The sequence below is a fragment of the Modestobacter lapidis genome, from assembly GCF_054780755.1.
On sequence record NZ_BAAGVS010000011.1, the window covers coordinates 47,689 to 64,406 of the forward strand.

Sequence of the window (16,718 nt, forward strand, 5' to 3'; positions counted from 1 at the left end):
TTCGGGCAGACCACGACCCTGGGTTCCATGCGAGAGGCGGTCAGGATGGCCAACCGGCTGGCAGGGGCGACGAGCCCGTACCTGCTGCAGCACGCGGAGAATCCCGTCGACTGGTGGGAGTGGGGCGAGGAGGCGTTCGCCGAGGCGCGACGCCGGGATGTCCCCGTCCTGCTGAGCGTGGGGTACGCCGCCTGCCACTGGTGCCACGTCATGGCGCACGAGTCGTTCGAGGACGCGGCGACCGCGGCGCAGCTGAACGCCGGCTTTGTCTGCGTGAAGGTCGACCGGGAGGAGCGCCCCGACGTCGACAGCGTCTACATGGCCGCCACCCAGGCGCTGACCGGGGCGGGTGGCTGGCCGATGACGGTGTTCACCACCCCGGAGGGCAAGCCGTTCCACTGCGGCACCTACTACCCGCCGCGCCCGGCGCACGGCATGCCGTCCTTCCGCCAGCTGCTCGCGGCGGTCGGTGACGCCTGGTCCACCCGCCGGGACGAGCTGGAGGACGCGGGCACGAGGATCACCGAGGGCATCGCCGGCCGGCTGGACCTCGGTGCGCCGTCGCCGCTGTCGGCCGAACTGCTCGACGGTGCCGTCGCCACCCTCGCCGACGGCTACGACCGGCAGTTCGGCGGCTTCGGGGGCGCACCCAAGTTCCCGCCGTCCATGGTGCTGGAGTTCCTGCTCCGGGCCTCCGCCCGGCGCGGTGACGAGAACTCGCTGCGGATGGTCGTGGGCACCGCCGAGGCGATGGCCCGTGGCGGCATCTACGACCAGCTGGCCGGCGGGTTCGCCCGCTACTCCGTCGATGCACGCTGGGTGGTGCCGCACTTCGAGAAGATGCTCTACGACAATGCCCTGCTGCTGCGGGTGTACTCGCACCTGTGGCGCAGCACCGGCCTCGGCTGGGCCCGCCGGGTGGCCGACGAGACCGCCGCCTTCCTCGTCCGCGACCTCGGCACCGCCGCGGGCGGCTTCGCCTCGGCACTGGACGCCGACACCGAGGGCGTCGAGGGGCTCTCCTACGTCTGGACGCCGGAGCAGCTGGTCGAGGTGCTCGGCCCCGAGGACGGCGCCTGGGCGGCCGAGACCTTCGCGGTGACCTGGGAGGGCACCTTCGAGCACGGCAGCTCCACCCTCCAGCTGCTGCGGGACGTCGACGATCCCGGCCGGCTGGCCGACGTCCGGGGCCGGCTGTCCGCGGCCCGGGCGCGGCGGCCCCAGCCGGCTCGTGACGACAAGGTGGTCACCGCCTGGAACGGCCTGGTCATCGCGGCGCTCGCCGACCACGGGGCGCTCACCGGCGATGCGGCGGCCGTCGATGCCGCCCGCGCGGCCGCCGAGCTGCTGCAGGGCACCCACTGGGTCGACGGCCGGCTGCGCCGGGCGTCCCGGAACGGCGCCGCCGGCCCCCACGCCGGGGTCCTGGAGGACTACGGCGACCTGGCGGAGGGCCTGCTGGCGCTGCACTCGGCCACCGGTGAGGGCCGCTGGCTGGCCTGGGCGGGAGAGCTGCTCGCCGTCGTCGCCGACCAGTTCGTCGACGCCGACGGTCGCTGGCACGACACCGCCGCCGACGCCGAAGCCCTCGTCCACCGCCCCTTCGACCCGGCCGACGGGCCGGCCCCGGCCGGCATCGCGGCCGCCGCCGGCGCGCTGGTCGGCTACGGGGCGCTGGCCGGCTCGGCGGAGCACCGCGGGCGGGGCGAGGAGGCGCTCGGGTCGCTGGCCCGGCTGGTCGAGCACGCACCCCGGGCAGCCGGGTGGGCGGCGGCGGTCGGGGAGGCGCTGCAGGCCGGTCCGCTCGAGGTGGCGGTCAGTGGCCCGGCCGGCCCGGAGCGCGATGCCCTGGCCGCCGCAGCGCGCGCCTCGGGCAGCCCGGGAGCGGTCGTCGTCGTCGGGGAACCGGACGCGCCGGGGGTACCACTGCTCGCCGACCGCCCGGCCCGGGACGGTCGCCCGGCGGCGTACGTCTGCCGGGGCTTCGTCTGCTCGGCGCCGGTCGGGGACGTGTCCGCGCTCAGCGCAGCGATGGAGCCGCCGCGGGGCTGATTACACAATTACAGTGTGCGCATCGACGTTCCCGGGAGGACACCATGCACGCACTGCACCGCTTCGCATCGGACGGCTTCCCCGGGCGGGGGCGGCCGCGGGGCCGCGCGGCCGACGCGGCGCCGCCGGTGGACCGCGCGGAGGTGGCCGGCTGGTTCGCCGGCCGGCTGCCCGACGGCTGGTTCACCGGGCCGGTCGAGCTGAGCCTCGACCGGGACGAGATCACCGTGGTCGGCGCCGTCGCCGAGCCGGACGCGGGTGAGGGTGACCCGGCCGCGGCCCGGGCCGGACGGATCGCCCGGTTCCGCGAGCAGACCCGCGAGCAGCGGATGGCCATCGCCGACGCAGCCCAGGCCCGGTACGGCCGTTCGGTGGCGTGGGGCGCCCGGTGCGGCGACACCCGCGAGCTGTTCACCACGCTGTCGGTGCCGGTGATGACCCGGCTGCGCCAGCCGGAGCGCCAGGTCCTCGACACCCTGGTCGACGCCGGCGTGGCCCGCTCGCGCTCGGACGCCCTGGCCTGGGCGGTGCGGCTGGTCGGGCAGCACACCGACGCCTGGCTCACCGACCTCCGCCGGGCCATGGAGTCGGTCGAGGAGGTGCGCGCCCGCGGCCCCCGGACCGGCTGACGCGCTGGGCTCCCGGCTCCCGGATCGCGGCGAGCACGCAGGGTGGGATGTCCGGCGTCGCCGCCCGCTTCCCACTGTTCGGCTGATCGCGGCGGGCCCTGCGCCGGGCCGCCGGCGGCGACCGGGGACACTGGGTCGTGTGACCACCGACGTCGAGCCCACCGAGACCGACGTCCTCGTGGTCGGCGCCGGTCCGGCCGGATCGGCCGCCGCGGCCTGGGCGGCCCGCCACGGTGCGGACGTCGTGCTGGCCGACGCCGCCGTCTTTCCCCGGGACAAGACCTGCGGCGACGGCCTCACCCCGCGGGCGATCGCCGAGCTCGACCAGCTGGGGCTGGGTGACTGGGTGCGCTCCCACGGACGCAACCGCGGGCTGCGTGCCGCCGGCTTCGGCCAGGAGCTGCTGCTGCCCTGGCCCGGCGGGTCGCTGCCCGACCACGGCGGCGCCGTGCCGCGCACCCAGCTGGACGCCCGGATCCGCCAGGTGGCCCTCGACGACGGCGCGCAGCCGCTCGAGAGCGCCAGGGCCGTCGACGTCGAGCGGGACGGCGACCGGGTGTCCGGGGTGGTGTTCCGCCGTCCGGACGACACGACGACGACGGTGTCCTGCCGCCGGCTGGTCGTGGCCGACGGCGCCCGCTCGCCGCTGGGCCGGGTGCTGGGCCGCGAGTGGCACCGGGACACCGCCTACGGCGTGGCCGCCCGCGGCTACGTGTCCTCCGGGCGCAGCGACGACGAGTGGATCTCCTCCCACCTGGAGCTGCGCGGTGCGGAGGGGGAGCTGCTGTCCGGCTACGGCTGGGTCTTCCCGCTCGGCGGGGGCGAGGTGAACATCGGCGTCGGCACGCTGGCCACCGCGCGCCGGCCGGCCGGCGTCCAGCTCAAGGGCCTGCTCGAGCTCTACACCGACCAGCGCCGCGACGACTGGCGGATCGAGGGCGCGGTCCGGGCCCCGGCGAGTGCGCTGCTGCCGATGGGCGGGGCAGTGTCCGGGGTGGCCGGGGCGAACTGGGCGCTGGTCGGCGACGCCGCCGGCTGCGTCAACCCGCTCAACGGCGAGGGCATCGACTACGGCCTCGAGACCGGCCGGATGGTCGGCGGGCTGCTCGAGGAGCGCGACTGGTCCCGGGCGTGGCCGGTGACGCTGCGCCGGCACTACGGCGAGGCCTTCTCCATCGCGCGGCGGCTCGCCGGCCTGCTGACAGTGCCGCGGTTGCTGCCGGCCGCCGGCCCGGTCGGGATGCGCTCCCGGGTGCTGATGACGGTGGCGCTGCGGGTGATGGGGAACCTGGTCACCGACGCCGACCGCGACCTGACCGCCCGCGCCTGGCGGGCCGCCGGGAAGCTGTCGCTCAAGCTGGACGAGCGCAAGCCGTTCGGCTGAGCGGGGGGCCGGAGGCTCCCCCGAAGGCGAACTCGACGTGAGACGACATGGACGGACCTGCGGTCCGGAGGACCGATGTGGTCGGACGGTGTGGCGGCCGGAGGCTGTCCGCCGTCAGGCCACGAAACGGCTCGGTGCAGCTGGGGCACGGCACCTGGCCGCGGTGTCTGACCGGAGGTCAGACGAAAGGGGAGTTGTACAAGGCGAAGTAGACGGCGATGTAGTGGCAGGTCGCCGCCACGATGGTCGCCGCGTGGAACACCTCGTGGTAGCCGAAGGTGCCCGGCCACGGGTTGGGCTTCTTGAGCCCGTAGGCGATGCCGCCCGCGGTGTAGAGCACGCCGCCGACGGCGAGCAGCACCATCGCGGTGACCCCGGCGAGCCGAAGGATGTCGGTGAGCACGAACACCGCCACCCAGCCCAGTGCGAGATAGATCGGCACGCCCACCCAGCGCGGCGCCGTGGGCCACACCAGCTTCAGCGACATCCCGGCCAGGGCGCCGGCCCAGACCACGCCCAGGATCCACAAGTTGGTGGGCGCGGAGACCGCCAACATCGCGAACGGCGTGTAGGTGCCGGCGATGAACAGGAAGATCATCGAGTGGTCGAGCCGCTTCATCACCTTCCAGCCCCGCGGTGACCAGCGCCGCCGGTGGTAGGCGGCGCTGATGCCGAACAGCCCGAGGATGGTCAGGCAGTACAGCGAGACGGGGATGCCGGCCCGTGGGCCGTGGGCCCAGGCGAGGGGGATGAGCACCGCCCCGGCGACGATCGAGCCGAACGCCGCGAACAGGTGCAGCCAGCCGCGCATCCGGGGCCGGGTGTCGGGGTGGTCGTAGTCGCGGTCGCCGTAGTCGGCGACGGCCCACCCACCGGCCTGCTCGACGGCCTGGACCTGCTCGCCCTCGGCGACGACGGCATCGACGGCCTCGCCGAGCGGTGCCTCCAGCTGGGCTCCGTCGGCGGTGACCCGGGCGCGGCCTGCGCGGTCGGGAGAGAGCGTCATGCACCGAGGTTACGGAGCCGTAGGGAGCCCGTCATCCTGTGCGGGCTGTGATCCGGCCGGTGGTCTGCGGCGTGCCGGGAGGCGCCGGGCCGGAAGGGTCCTAGGCTGCCTTCCGTGAGGGTGCGCGCGCGGGTCCGCGAGGTGCTCACCATCCTGTACGAACGACGGTTGGCCCGTGCGGTCCTGGGCGGCGACACCCCCCGGCACGTCGGCGTGATCATCGACGGCAACCGCCGCTGGGCGAAGTCCATCGGCCTGGAGGACGTCAACGACGGCCACCGGGTCGGTGCCGACAAAATCGCCGAGCTGCTGCGCTGGTGCGACGAGGCCAAGGTCGAGGTGGTCACCCTCTTCCTGCTGTCGACCGACAACCTGCAGCGCCCCGAGCCGGAGCTCACCCCGCTGCTGCGGATCATCGAGGGGGTCGCCTGCGACCTGGCGCAGCCGGGGCGCAACTGGCACCTGCGGGCGTTCGGTGCGCTGGAGCTGCTGCCGGCCGAGACCGTCGCCGTGCTCAAGGAAGCGGAGGAGGACACCCGCGACCGTCCGGGCGCCAGCGTGAACCTCGCGGTCGGCTACGGCGGGCGACGGGAGATCGCCGACGCCGTCCGCTCGCTGCTGGCCGAGCACGCCCAGCGGGGGACGACGCTGCCCGAGCTGATCGAGGTGCTGGACGTCGAGCACATCTCCGAGCATCTCTACACCCGCGGCCAGCCCGACCCCGATCTCGTCATCCGCACCAGCGGCGAGCAGCGGCTGTCGGGCTTCCTGCTCTGGCAGACGGCGCACTCCGAGTTCTACTTCACCGACGTCTACTGGCCGGAGTTCCGTCGGGTCGACTTCCTGCGTGCGCTGCGTGACTACGCCGCCCGGAACCGGCGTTTCGGCGGTTGACGCGCCGGCGAGGCAGCGACCGGGGAGCGGAACCCGGGGCGGCGGCGGTCGTGTGCTGCGGCGGCTGGGAGACTCGGGGCCATGGCAGCCGGCGCGGTCGACGTCCCCCTGGAGTACGTGCGGCTGGGGCTGCGGTTCGACCGGGTGGAGCCCGGCTTCGTCGACGCCTACACCGGCGACCCGCGGCTGCGCGCGCAGGTGGCCGACGAGCCGGCGCCCACGCCGCAGGGGCTGCGGAACCAGGCCCGCGCCCTGCTCGCCGAGCTCGACGTCGCGGGGCTGCGCCGCGACCGGGCCGGCTACCTGCGCGGTCAGCTGACCGGGTTGGAGTGCACCGCCCGGAAGATGGCGGGGGAGCCGATCGGCTTCGTCGACGAGGTGCGCGCCTACTTCCAGGTCGACGTCGCCCTCGGTGACCCGGGCGAGTACGCCGCCGCGCACGCCGAGCTGGAACGGCTGCTGCCGGGCAGCGGCACGCTCGCCGAGCGCTACGCCGTGCACCGCCGGCGCGAGGAGTGCCCGCCGGCCCGGCTGGAGGTCGCCGTGCACGCGCTGTCCTCGGCCCTGCGTGACCGGGTCCGCGGCCGGTACGGGCTGCCCGAGGCCGAGACGGTGCGCTACGAGGTGGTCACCGACAAGCCGTGGTCGGGCTTCAACTACTACGAGGGCGGCTACCGCTCCCGGGTGGCCATCAACGCCGACCTCCCGCACCGGCTGGGTCAGCTGCCGCACCTGGTCGCGCACGAGTCCTACCCCGGCCACCACACCGAGCACTGCCGCAAGGAGCAGGGGCTCGTCGAGCGCGACCAGCACCTCGAGCACACCATCTTCCTGGTCAACACCCCCGAGTGCCTGATGGCCGAGGGGCTGGCCGACCTGGGCGTGGAGGTGGCCGTCGGCGACGGGTGGGGCGCGTGGTCGGCCGAGGTCCTCGCCGACCTGGGCCTGCACTTCGACGGCGCGCTGGCCGAGCGGGTGGCCGCCGTCGCGGCACCGCTCAACCGCGTGCGCCAGGACGCCGCGATCCTGCTGCACGACCGGCACGCCGATCCCGACGTCGTCATCGCCCACCTGCAGCGGTGGGGTCTGGTCAGCCACGACCGCGCCGTCCAGCAATTGCGCTTCCTCACCGACCCGTTGTGGCGGGCCTACATCTCCACCTACGTCGAGGGGTACCAGCTGCTGAGCCGCTGGCTCGCGGCCCGCCCGGTGGAGCAGCCGGTCGCCGACCGCTTCCTGCGGCTGCTGGACGAGCCGCTCACCCCGGCCGGCGTCACCGCCGAACTGACGGCGGCCTGAGCCGGGGTGGTGCGGCCGACGGCGGGGCAACGACGGTTCCTCGGGCTCTGGACGGCGGGGTGGCTGGCCGTGCTGCTGCTGGCCGGCCTGCTGTGGGTGGGTGACCTGTCGCTGCAGTGGCCGGTGCTGCTCGCGCCGGTACTGGGGGCGCTGGTGAGCCTGCGCCACCGGGACGACGGCGCGGCGCCCGGCCGCTGACCGTGGGCACGGGCGTGCTCGGCCGGGGGCTTCGGCGTCCGGCGCTTCCGGCAGGAATCCAGCTGAACGTGAGGTGTCCGCGAGGTCACCGTTGTCCCACGTGTCACCCGTTGGCGTGTTGTGGGGCTCCATTCGTCGGTACCGGCGCCTAGCGTCCGCGGTGGAGGACGGGTGCCACCCCGTCGTCCACGGGAGGCCCGGATGGTGCGACTGCGTACGTCGTCCAGAGGGGCCGCGTCCAGGCCCCTGCGCCGGGACCCGGCCACCTTCGAGCCGGGGCGCGTCCCGCGCCCCACGGGAGTCGACTCGTGAACAAGCGCCGCACGTTCGTCCTGGACACCTCCGTCCTGCTCTCCGACCCGGGTGCGCTGCTGCGCTTCGGCGGGCACGACGTGGTGCTGCCCCTGGTGGTCATCAGCGAACTGGAGGCCAAGCGCGACCACCCGGAGCTCGGCTGGTTCGCCCGGCAGACCCTGCGGGCGCTCGACGACCTGCGGGTCCAGCACGGCCGGCTCGACGCTCCCGTCCCGGTCGGTGACCAGGGCAGCACGCTGCACGTGGAGCTGAACCACAGCGATCCGTCGGTGCTGCCGGTCGGTTTCCGCAACGACAGCAACGACAGCCGGATCATGGTGGTGGCGCTGAACCTCCGCAGCGAGGGCCGGGACGTCTGCCTGGTCACCAAGGACGTCCCGCTGCGGGTCAAGGCGGCGGCCATGGGCCTGGAGACCGACGAGTACCGGGCGCTGGGCGCCGTCGACGCCGGGTGGACCGGGATGGGCGAGCTCGCGCTCGACGAGGCGGAGGTGAACGCTCTCTACGAGGCCGGGTCGCTGTTCGTGCCGGCCGCCGCGGAGCTGCCCACGCACACCGGGCTGGTGCTGCTGTCGCCCCGCGGATCGGCGTTGGGCCGGGTGACGCCGGACAAGCAGGTGAAGCTGGTGCGCGGTGACCGCGATGCCTTCGGGCTGCACGGCCGGTCGGCCGAGCAGCGGATCGCCCTGGACCTGCTGCTCGACCCCGAGATCGGCATCGTGTCGATGGGCGGTCGGGCCGGCACCGGCAAGTCGGCGCTGGCGCTGTGCGCGGGGCTGGAGTCGGTGCTGGAGCGGCGCGCGCACAAGAAGGTGGTCATCTTCCGGCCGCTGTACGCCGTCGGCGGCCAGGAGCTGGGGTACCTGCCGGGCAGCGAGGGCGAGAAGATGGCGCCCTGGGCCCAGGCGGTCTTCGACACCCTGGGGGCGCTGGTCTCACCCGCTGTCCTCGACGAGGTCATCGGCCGCGGGCTGATCGAGGTGCTGCCGCTGACCCACATCCGTGGCCGCTCGCTGCACGACTCGTTCGTCGTCGTCGACGAGGCGCAGTCCCTCGAGCGCGGCGTGCTGCTGACCGTGCTCTCCCGGCTGGGCACCAACTCCCGCGTCGTCCTCACCCACGACGTCGCCCAGCGCGACAACCTGCGGGTCGGCCGGCACGACGGCGTCACCGCGGTGATCGAGGCCCTCAAGGGGCACCCGCTGTTCGCCCACGTGACCCTGACCCGCTCGGAGCGCTCGCCGATCGCCGCGCTGGTCACCGAGATGCTGGAGGACCTCCCGCGCTGATCGGCCGGCCCTCGCCGGCTCCTGCGGTGTTGCAACTGCTCCTGCGGTGTTGCAACGCCGCAAGAAGGGGAGCGAAGCCGCAAGAGCCGGCGGGGCGGTCAGGAGGTGGGAGGTTCGCTCGCGGGCGGGGTCCGGGTGGACGTCGTCGAGCGGGCCGGGGTGCGGGGCACGGTGGCGAAGCGCATCAGGGCCACCGCGGCCCAGCCGGCCCCCAGGCACCACACCACGCGCAGCACGACGTCGTCGGGGGCGAGGTCGCCGCGCAGGCCGAGGAGCAGCACCGGGATGGCGAGCACGAAGCCGGTGATGAGCACGTCGCCGCGCAACGGGCTCACCGGTCCTCCCTGCGCCGGCCGGTCGGCCGCACCCGGCCGGCCGCCGGGGTCACATGTCCTCCAGCCGCTCACACAGCAGGGAGGCCCAGCGGTGCGCGGTCGCCCGTGCCCCGTCGATCCGCGCGACCGGAGCGGTCAGGTGGCTGAGCACGGCGGCGGGGTCGGCGGTCGCCTCGGTCTCCTGGACGACGACGGCGTCCAGCCGGGGCAGCGCGTCGAGCCACGGAACGACGTCCTCCAGCTTGCGGGTGGCGTCGACGACACCCCAGACGGCGTCCGGCGCCCAGATGGCGAGCATGTGCGCCAGCCAGTTGCCGCCGCCGGTCCGCAGCGGGGCGTCGACGGCGACGATGGTCACCGTGCCGGCCCGCTCACTGATCCGGTGCCGTTCGGTGGCGGTCTCCAGCGTGGTGATCCGGCTGTGCTCGGGAACCAGGGAGGCGGCGTCGCCGGGGGTGGCCCACTGCACCGCGGCCGGGTCGAGCCGCACCGAGACGGCCAACGACCGGGCGGCGGCCAGCGTCTCGGGGCCGGGGCCGACCACGAGCAGCACCGAACCCGGCTCGGCCGGCACGTCGGGGACCGGGGCGAGCCGGTCGCTGAGGGTGCGGGTGAGCGCCGCGTACAGACCACGGGTGGCCGCGTCGCCGGCGAACCCCGGGGAGATGAGGAACTCGGGGACGCCCAGCGCGAGCAACTGGACGACGAGCTCCTCACCGGAGCTCACCCCGTAGGGAGCCAGCTCGCCGGAGGAGGACGGGATCGGCACCAGCCGGGTGACCGTGGCCAGCCGGGGCCCGACCTCGGCAGCGGCCAGGGGAACCTGGCGGGGCGCGACCTCGAGCGCGGTGCGCTCAGCGCCCTCGAGCCGGTCCGGCACCGCGGGACGGCCGGAGATCGCCGGCCGGCTGGCCGTGCTGGGGCCGGAGGCCAGCGGACGGCGGGCGGGCGGGACCGCGGGGCGACCCTTGAGCAGCGGCGGGAGACCGCCGATCGAGGGCATCCGCTGCGGGGGCAGCAGCGACAGCGGGGGCAGGATCGTGGTGGCGTCCATCGACAGCGGAGCGGGGTCGCTGGCCGTGCGCGCCATGGCCGGCCAGGCGGCCATCGACGGGGTCATCACCAGCGGCTCGCGGTGCGCGAGGACCTCGTGGCGCTGCATGTCCACGACGACGTCCCGGCGGAGCTCGTGCACCCGGGCCTCCTGCACCCGGACGTCGTCGGCCCAGTCGGCCGCCCAGTCGTCCGCGGTCCGGTCGCCGGCCAGCTCGGCCAGCTCCTCGTCCAGGGGGTCGGGGGTCAGCGCGGCCAGGTTCTCCGCGGCGGTCCCGACGGGAACCGGCACGGGCCGCAGCGTCCCGGGTAGCGGGGCGTGGTCGGGGCGGACGGCGGCCATCTCGCTCGTGGCCGGGTGGCTCGTGACCGGCTGGCTCGTGGCCGTGGGCTCGGGGAAGCGGTGCCGGCCGCGGGACGACGACTCGTCGAGCTCCACCGCCGCGGCGGTGGCGGCCTCGCCGGAGAGGACGCGCTCGAGCACCCCTTCGAGCAGGCGCTCCATGTCGCGGTCCGTGGACCCGGCCGAGCGCAGCACGGACTGCAGCGCCGACTGGAGGGCGGCGCGCTGGTCCAGGGACTGCGGGGCGTCGGCTGCAGCCGACGCGGCCGCGGCAACGTCGGGGAGTGCGGCGGCGGGCTGCGCCGGTGCGCCGGGGGCGGCCCCCGGCGCCGCGGGAGCAGGCGCCGTGACCGGCGCCGGGGGAGCGGACGCCGCCACCGGTGCCGGCGTGGCGGCCGGGACAGCGGCCACCGGCGCCGGGACGGCCTCCTCGGTCTCGTCGATCCACTCCTCGGCCCGTACCCGGAAGACCGGCTCCTCGACCGGCTCGAAGCCGAGGCCGTCGGAGCCGAGGTCGTCAGCGGTGCGGTGATCGGCAGCGCGCTCGTCGGCAGCGGAGCGTTCGACGGCGTCAGCGTCGGCGTCGGCGTCGGTGACGGCGGCGGTGACGGCGACGGAGACCGAACGGTCGGCGACCATCCGGGCGAGGGCGGCGGTGAACGGCGAGGGGCCGGCCGGTTCGGGCTCGGCCGCCGGCTCGGGAGCGGTCTCGACGAACCGGTCGAGGGTCGGCCGGTGACGGGAAGGGGTGAACGGCGTGGCGGCCGGGGCGGCGGCCGCGGCCTGCACGGCGGCCGCGAAGGAGCCCCGGGCGAGGCCGGCGACCGGGGCGCTGTCCCGGGGGGCCGCACCGCCCCGCGGTGCCGCGGTGGAGCCGATCGGGGCCGCGGCCGGGCCGGTGGTCCGGGCCGGCGCGGAAGCGCGGAGACCCCCGGCCGGTGTCTCGGGAGCCGGCGCCGTGCGTGGGCGCCGCTGGGCGACGACGTCCTCGATGGCCGGGCCCCGGGCCACTCCGGCGGCCGAGTAGAGGCCGATCGGCAGCTGACCCGACGACGGTCCGAGCAGGTCGGCCAGCTCGGACATCCGGTCGTCGACCGACTCGGCCGGGCGGGCGCGGGGCGCCCGGCGGGGCGCCCCGTCGGAGCGGGATCCGGTGCCGGGGTCGGCCCGGTCGTCCGGCCTGCGGGCGGACCCGCCGCCGGCCGGGGCGCTGCGCGCGCTCAGGTCGACCTCGGCGACGTAGCGCTCGGCGGCGAAGAACCCGAGCACCCCGCCGGAACGGATGCGACGGACGCCGACGATCTTCGCCGACGGCCCGTACTCCTCGCGGGCGGCGGCGATGGCCTCCTCGCGCGTGGCTGCCTCAACGGATTGCGACGGCACCGCTCACCACTCCCAGGGATTCGATCTGGGCCGTGCGGGACACCTCGTTGTAGGAGATGACCGACAGCCGGGGAAGGACCTGGCGGACCAGGCGGGACAGGGCGGCGCGCACCTGCGGCGAACACACCAGGACAGGGGACAGGTTCACGCGCTCTGCCTCCTCGAGCAGTTCGGTGCAGCCGCGGACCAGCACGTCCACGGTGTGCCCGTCCAGGGCGAGGACCTGGCCGTCGGCGCCCTGGCGGATCGACTCGAGCAGCCGCTGCTCGAAGCCGGGCTCGAGGGTGATGACGTGCAGCCGCTCGTCGGGGGTGACGTAGGGGTGGCTGATCGCCGCGCCGAGGGCGTTGCGCACGGCTTCCACCAGCCCGTCGAGGTCGGTGGAGGTCTTGGCCCGCAAGGAGAGCGCCTCGAAGATCCGGACCAGGTCGCGGATCGAGACGTCCTCGTCGAGCAGGGCGGCCAGCACCCGCTGGATCTCACCGGTGGTGAGCAGTGTCGGGGTGAGCTCCTCGACCACGACCGGGTGCGAGCGGCGGACCATCTCGATCAGCAGCCGGACGTCCTCCCGCCCGAGCAGCGACGAGGCGTTCTGCCGGACCACCTCGGCCAGGTGCGTGGTGATCACCGAGGAGCGGTCGACCACCGTGGCGCCGGCCATCTCGGCCTGACGCTGCAGCTCGGCGGGGACCCACTTGGCGGGCAGCCCGAACACCGGCTCGCGGGTGGCCTTGCCGGGCAGCCCGTCGAGGTGGTCGCCGATGGCCAGCACCGTGCCGGCGGGGGAGATGCCCTTCGCGGCCGGGACACCGTTGAGCCAGATGACGTACTCCGACGAGGGCAGGTCCAGGTTGTCCCGGGTGCGGACCAGCGGGATGACCAGGCCGGTGTCCATGGCCACCTTGCGGCGCAGCGCCTTGACCCGGTCGAGCAGGTCGCCGCCGCGGGCGGTGTCGACGAGCTCGACGAGGTCGAAGGCCACCTCGAGCTCCAGCGGGTCGACCCGCATCCGCTCGGCGATGGACTCGGGGGAGTCGGGTTGGGCCTCGGCGTCCGGTCCGATCGCGGCCTGCTCGTCGTCGTCGTCGGTCTCGACCACCTCGGTCACCCGGCTGGCGGCGAACAGGAAGAGGCTGCCGACGATGAGGAAGGGCAGCTTGGGCAGGCCGGGGATGAGGCACAGGGCGATGGCGGCGCCGCCGGCGACCCGCAGCGGCTGCTTGCTGCGGCCCAGCTGCTTGATCAGGTCCTGGCCCATGTCGCCGTCGGAGGCCGACCGGGTCACGATCAGGCCGGTGGCCGTGGAGATCAGCAGGGCGGGGATCTGCGAGACCAGGCCGTCGCCGACGGTCAGCAGCGAGTACGTGGAGACGGCCTCGCCCGGCGCCAAGCCACGCTGCATGATCCCGATGGCGAAGCCGCCGATCAGGTTGATCAGCGTAACGATGATGCCGGCGATGGCGTCGCCCTTGACGAACTTGCTGGCGCCGTCCATCGAGCCGTAGAAGTCGGCCTCGGAGGTGACCTCCTGGCGCCGCTTGCGGGCCTGCTTCTCGTTGATCAGCCCGGCATTGAGGTCGGCGTCGATGGCCATCTGCTTGCCGGGCATCGCGTCGAGGGTGAATCGGGCGCCGACCTCGGCCACGCGCCCGGCACCGTTGGTGATGACGACGAACTGGATGATCGTGAGGATCACGAAGATCACCAGGCCGACGACCAGTGAGCCACCGATGACGAAGTGGCCGAAGGCCTCGATGACCTTGCCGGCGTAACCGTCGGTGAGCACCAGCCGGGTCGAGGACACGTTGAGCGCGAGGCGCATCAGCGTGGCGACGAGCACCAGGGCCGGGAAGACGGCGAAGTCCAGGGGCCGCTTGATCTGCATCGCCACCAGCAGGATCAGCAGCGACATCGTGATGTTCAGGCCGAGCAGCAGGTCCAGCAGCGCGGCCGGCAGCGGCACGACCAGCATCAGGACGATGGAGACGACTCCGATGGGGACGGCGGCCTTGCCCAGGTTCCGCATCCGGTCCTCCTCTCCTCGCACCCGACGCCCGCGGTCCGCAGGCTGCCCGTGGGGAGCGGTGTGCTCCTCTCAGCCGTTCTCGGCAGTCGGTGAGGACGGCGGTACCGGAGCGGAAGGGGCGGGCGCCCCGCGAGTCACACGCGCTCCGCGCGTTCACCGAAGATCCCGCGGCCCTCCTGCAGGGGCCCGCCGCGAGGGGAAGGACCCGCTCCTCCCCGACCCTCGCGAGCTCGGGCCGGGTCCCGGGAGCGGGCCGGGGGCAGCAGGGTCCGCTTTCAGCGGCGACGGGCGCGGGGGAGCCCCTCGGTCACCGGCGGCTCGAAACCGGGCCGGTGCATGCCCCCGCGGACCCCGCGGGAGGACAGTTGCATGACGAAGGCGAGCACCCGGGCCACCGCGGTGAACAGCTGCGCCGGTACCTCCTGGTTCAGGTCGCAGGAGGCGTGCAGGGCCCGGGCGAGCGGGATGTCCTGAACCATCGGGACCCGGTTCTCCTCGGCCAGGGCGCGCAGCCGGGCGGCGAGCTCGCCGGAGCCCTTGGCCACCACCCGCGGCGCACCCTTCTCGGGGGTGTACTTCAGCGCGACGGCCACGTGCGTGGGGTTGACCAGCAGGACGTCGGCGTCGGCGACCTCGCTCATCATCCGGTTCCGGGACATCGCCAGCTGGGTCGCCCGCCGCTGTCCCTTGACCAGCGGGTCGCCCTCGGACTGCTTGTGTTCCTGCTTGATCTCGGTGTGGCTCATCTGGAGCTGCTTCATCATCTTCTTGCGGACGACGATGTAGTCGGCCACCGCGATGACCAGCCCGGTGACGCCCACGACGCGGAACATCAGGACGGCGGACTCGGCGAAGACCTGGATGATCCGGGACAGCGGCAGGGCGCCGGAGGCGGAGACGAGCTCCTGGGCCTTGTCCGAGGTGGTGATGATGATGACGGCCAGCGCGACGGTCTTGATGATCGCCTTGGCGGCCTCCCACAGCCCCTGGGTGCCGAACATCCGCTTGACGCCCGGTAGCGGGTTGAACTTCTTCAGGGTCGGCTTCATCCCCTTGGGGGCCAGGGTGACTCCGCCCTGAGCCGCCAGGGCCAGCGTGCCGAGCAGCATCAGCGCCACCGCCATCGGCAGCACCGTGGTGAGGAAGGCGATGAGGGCCTGGCCCATCAGCTCCGTGAGAGCCGACGTCTCCGGAGCCTGGGCCACCACGCCGACCTGGAGGAAGAGCTCCTGGGCCGTCTCGAAGGAGTTGCCCACCAGCATCGGCAGCAGGAAGCTCGCCACCGCCGCGCCGAGCCAGGAACCGAGCTCCTGGGTCCGCGGGATCTGGCCTTCCTTGCGGGCCTCCTTGATCTTCTGCGGAGTCGGCTTCTCGGTCTTCTCCCCGCCGGGACCGTCCTTGGCCACGGGTCACCCGCTCCGGAAGGAGGTCATCGCCTCGACGGCGGTGGACATCAGCGCGTCGAGGGCCGGCGGCAGCAGCGGGAACGTCAGCCCGAGCAGGGCCAGCGTCACCATGATCTTCACCGGGAAGCCCAGCGAGAACATGTTCAGCGCGGGCGCGGCCTTGCTCAGCAGCGCCAGGGCGACGTCGGTGAGCAGCAGCACGGCCACCATGGGGCCGGCGATCTGCAGGGCGGCCAGGAACATCATGGCGAACGCGGTGGTCATCGCGGAGCCGAGTTGCTCGGTGTCCAGCGAGCCGCCCAGCGGCAACCCCTGGTACGAGGTGACGAAGCCGCGGACGAGCATCAGGTGGCCGCCGCTGGTGAACAGCAGCGTGGTGGCCAGCAGGTAGTGCAGCCGGCCGATCGAGGAGTTCATCGTCAGCGACAGCGGGTCGAAGGCGGGTTGGAGCGAGAAGCCGCCGGCGATGTCGATGATGTCGCCGGCCAGCTGGACGGCGGTGAAGAGGACCTGGACGACGAAGCCCAGGGCCGCGCCGATGATCGCTTCGGTGATCGCCGCGACGATCAGGAAGCCGGCGGTGACGGCCGGCATGTCCGCGGCCAGCTGCGGGAAGACGACCAGCGACAGTGCGAGGGCCAACGCCCCCTTGACCGCCATCGGGATGCCGTTGTTGTTGAACGGCGGGGCCAGGACGACGAAGCCCGTGGCTCGCACCGTGGCCAGCAGCAGGGCCGCCACGGTCGCCGACGGGACCGAGAGGTCCACCGGGGCCTCAGCTCTTGCCGAGCAACCGGGGCAGCGACTCGAACAGGTGGTCGGTGAAGGACACCAGCTCGGCGAGCACCCAGTTGCCGGTCAGCAGCAACGCGATCGCCACCGCGATCATCTTCGGCACGAACGACAGCGTCGGTTCCTGGATCTGGGTCGCGGCCTGGAACAGCGAGATCATGAAGCCGACCAGCAGTGCGGTCAGCAGGATGGGCGCGGCGATCTTCGCCGACAGCAGCATGGTCTGCGTGGCGATGTCGATGACGTCGGCGTCGCTCATTGCTCGTCTCCGGACTCGTTCCGCTCCTCGGTCGCTGGCGCTCCCTGCGATGCTC

Annotated in this window: 14 protein-coding genes; 7 read left to right on the forward strand and 7 right to left on the reverse strand. The window is 74.0% G+C overall.

Annotation, left to right across the window (positions count from 1 at the left end):
* The first annotated feature begins 27 nt into the window (after window positions 1-27).
* The 3 genes from ACYVG5_RS12930 (at window position 28) to ACYVG5_RS12940 (ending at window position 4,065) form a co-directional block, all read left to right on the forward strand.
* Window positions 28-2,052 (forward strand): thioredoxin domain-containing protein, encoded by a 2,025-nt coding sequence (locus tag ACYVG5_RS12930; RefSeq protein WP_246630696.1) that lies wholly within the window; start codon window positions 28-30, stop codon window positions 2,050-2,052.
* A 44-nt stretch (window positions 2,053-2,096) separates the two neighbouring features.
* Complete coding sequence (locus ACYVG5_RS12935) at window positions 2,097-2,681, forward strand: hypothetical protein (protein ID WP_222049603.1); 585 nt, start codon at window positions 2,097-2,099, stop codon at window positions 2,679-2,681.
* A 139-nt stretch (window positions 2,682-2,820) separates the two neighbouring features.
* Entirely contained in the window at window positions 2,821-4,065 is a 1,245-nt protein-coding gene (locus ACYVG5_RS12940; RefSeq protein WP_222049604.1) for a geranylgeranyl reductase family protein, read from the forward strand.
* A 178-nt stretch (window positions 4,066-4,243) separates the two neighbouring features.
* On the opposite strand, the gene trhA is transcribed toward ACYVG5_RS12940, so the two are convergent.
* Window positions 4,244-5,071, reverse strand: coding sequence for a PAQR family membrane homeostasis protein TrhA (gene trhA, locus ACYVG5_RS12945; protein WP_222049605.1), 828 nt, complete (start codon window positions 5,069-5,071; stop codon window positions 4,244-4,246).
* Window positions 5,072-5,185: 114 nt separating this feature from the next.
* Here trhA and ACYVG5_RS12950 point away from each other — a divergent pair, with 114 nt between their 5' ends.
* From ACYVG5_RS12950 to ACYVG5_RS12965, 4 genes are all read left to right on the forward strand, one after another.
* The gene (locus ACYVG5_RS12950; protein WP_222049606.1) at window positions 5,186-5,965 is read left to right on the forward strand and encodes an isoprenyl transferase; all 780 of its coding nucleotides are present in this window, start codon (window positions 5,186-5,188) and stop codon (window positions 5,963-5,965) included.
* Window positions 5,966-6,046: 81 nt separating this feature from the next.
* Window positions 6,047-7,264, forward strand: coding sequence for a DUF885 domain-containing protein (locus ACYVG5_RS12955; RefSeq protein ID WP_222049607.1), 1,218 nt, complete (start codon window positions 6,047-6,049; stop codon window positions 7,262-7,264).
* A gap of 6 nt (window positions 7,265-7,270) precedes the next feature.
* Window positions 7,271-7,462, forward strand: coding sequence for a hypothetical protein (locus ACYVG5_RS12960; protein WP_222049608.1), 192 nt, complete (start codon window positions 7,271-7,273; stop codon window positions 7,460-7,462).
* A gap of 308 nt (window positions 7,463-7,770) precedes the next feature.
* Window positions 7,771-9,066 carry a PhoH family protein gene (locus ACYVG5_RS12965; RefSeq protein ID WP_222049609.1) on the forward strand — a complete coding sequence of 432 codons (1,296 nt, stop codon included), beginning with the start codon at window positions 7,771-7,773 and terminating at the stop codon, window positions 9,064-9,066.
* Window positions 9,067-9,164: 98 nt separating this feature from the next.
* Here ACYVG5_RS12965 and ACYVG5_RS12970 read toward each other — a convergent pair whose 3' ends face one another.
* The 6 genes from ACYVG5_RS12970 to fliQ all read right to left on the reverse strand — a co-directional run bounded on the left by ACYVG5_RS12970 (window position 9,165) and on the right by fliQ (window position 16,663).
* Window positions 9,165-9,401, reverse strand: a complete 237-nt coding sequence (locus ACYVG5_RS12970) for a hypothetical protein (protein WP_222049610.1) — start codon at window positions 9,399-9,401, stop codon at window positions 9,165-9,167.
* 49 nt (window positions 9,402-9,450) lie between these two features.
* Entirely contained in the window at window positions 9,451-12,180 is a 2,730-nt protein-coding gene (locus ACYVG5_RS12975) for a hypothetical protein (protein ID WP_222049644.1), read from the reverse strand.
* The gene (gene flhA / locus ACYVG5_RS12980; protein ID WP_222049611.1) at window positions 12,161-14,206 is read right to left on the reverse strand and encodes a flagellar biosynthesis protein FlhA; all 2,046 of its coding nucleotides are present in this window, start codon (window positions 14,204-14,206) and stop codon (window positions 12,161-12,163) included. Before flhA ends, ACYVG5_RS12975 begins: the two co-directional genes overlap by 20 nt.
* Before the next feature lie 275 nt (window positions 14,207-14,481).
* Window positions 14,482-15,612 (reverse strand): EscU/YscU/HrcU family type III secretion system export apparatus switch protein, encoded by a 1,131-nt coding sequence (locus ACYVG5_RS12985; RefSeq protein WP_222049612.1) that lies wholly within the window; start codon window positions 15,610-15,612, stop codon window positions 14,482-14,484.
* Between the two features lie 3 nt (window positions 15,613-15,615).
* A complete protein-coding gene (gene fliR, locus ACYVG5_RS12990) occupies window positions 15,616-16,380 on the reverse strand; it encodes a flagellar biosynthetic protein FliR (protein WP_222049613.1) in 765 nt (254 codons plus the stop codon).
* 7 nt (window positions 16,381-16,387) lie between these two features.
* Entirely contained in the window at window positions 16,388-16,663 is a 276-nt protein-coding gene (gene fliQ / locus ACYVG5_RS12995; protein ID WP_222049614.1) for a flagellar biosynthesis protein FliQ, read from the reverse strand.
* Between the last annotated feature and the right edge of the window lie 55 nt (window positions 16,664-16,718).

Excerpts from the sequence above, each read along its gene's own strand:
- trhA (WP_222049605.1), bottom strand. The coding sequence starts at position 5,071 with ATGACGCTCTCTCCCGACCGCGCAGGCCGCGCCCGGGTCACCGCCGAC.
- ACYVG5_RS12935 (WP_222049603.1), top strand. The coding sequence starts at position 2,097 with ATGCACGCACTGCACCGCTTCGCATCGGACGGCTTCCCCGGGCGGGGG.
- ACYVG5_RS12955 (WP_222049607.1), top strand. The coding sequence starts at position 6,047 with ATGGCAGCCGGCGCGGTCGACGTCCCCCTGGAGTACGTGCGGCTGGGG.
- ACYVG5_RS12930 (WP_246630696.1), top strand. The coding sequence starts at position 28 with ATGCGAGAGGCGGTCAGGATGGCCAACCGGCTGGCAGGGGCGACGAGC.
- flhA (WP_222049611.1), bottom strand. The coding sequence starts at position 14,206 with ATGCGGAACCTGGGCAAGGCCGCCGTCCCCATCGGAGTCGTCTCCATC.
- fliQ (WP_222049614.1), bottom strand. The coding sequence starts at position 16,663 with ATGAGCGACGCCGACGTCATCGACATCGCCACGCAGACCATGCTGCTG.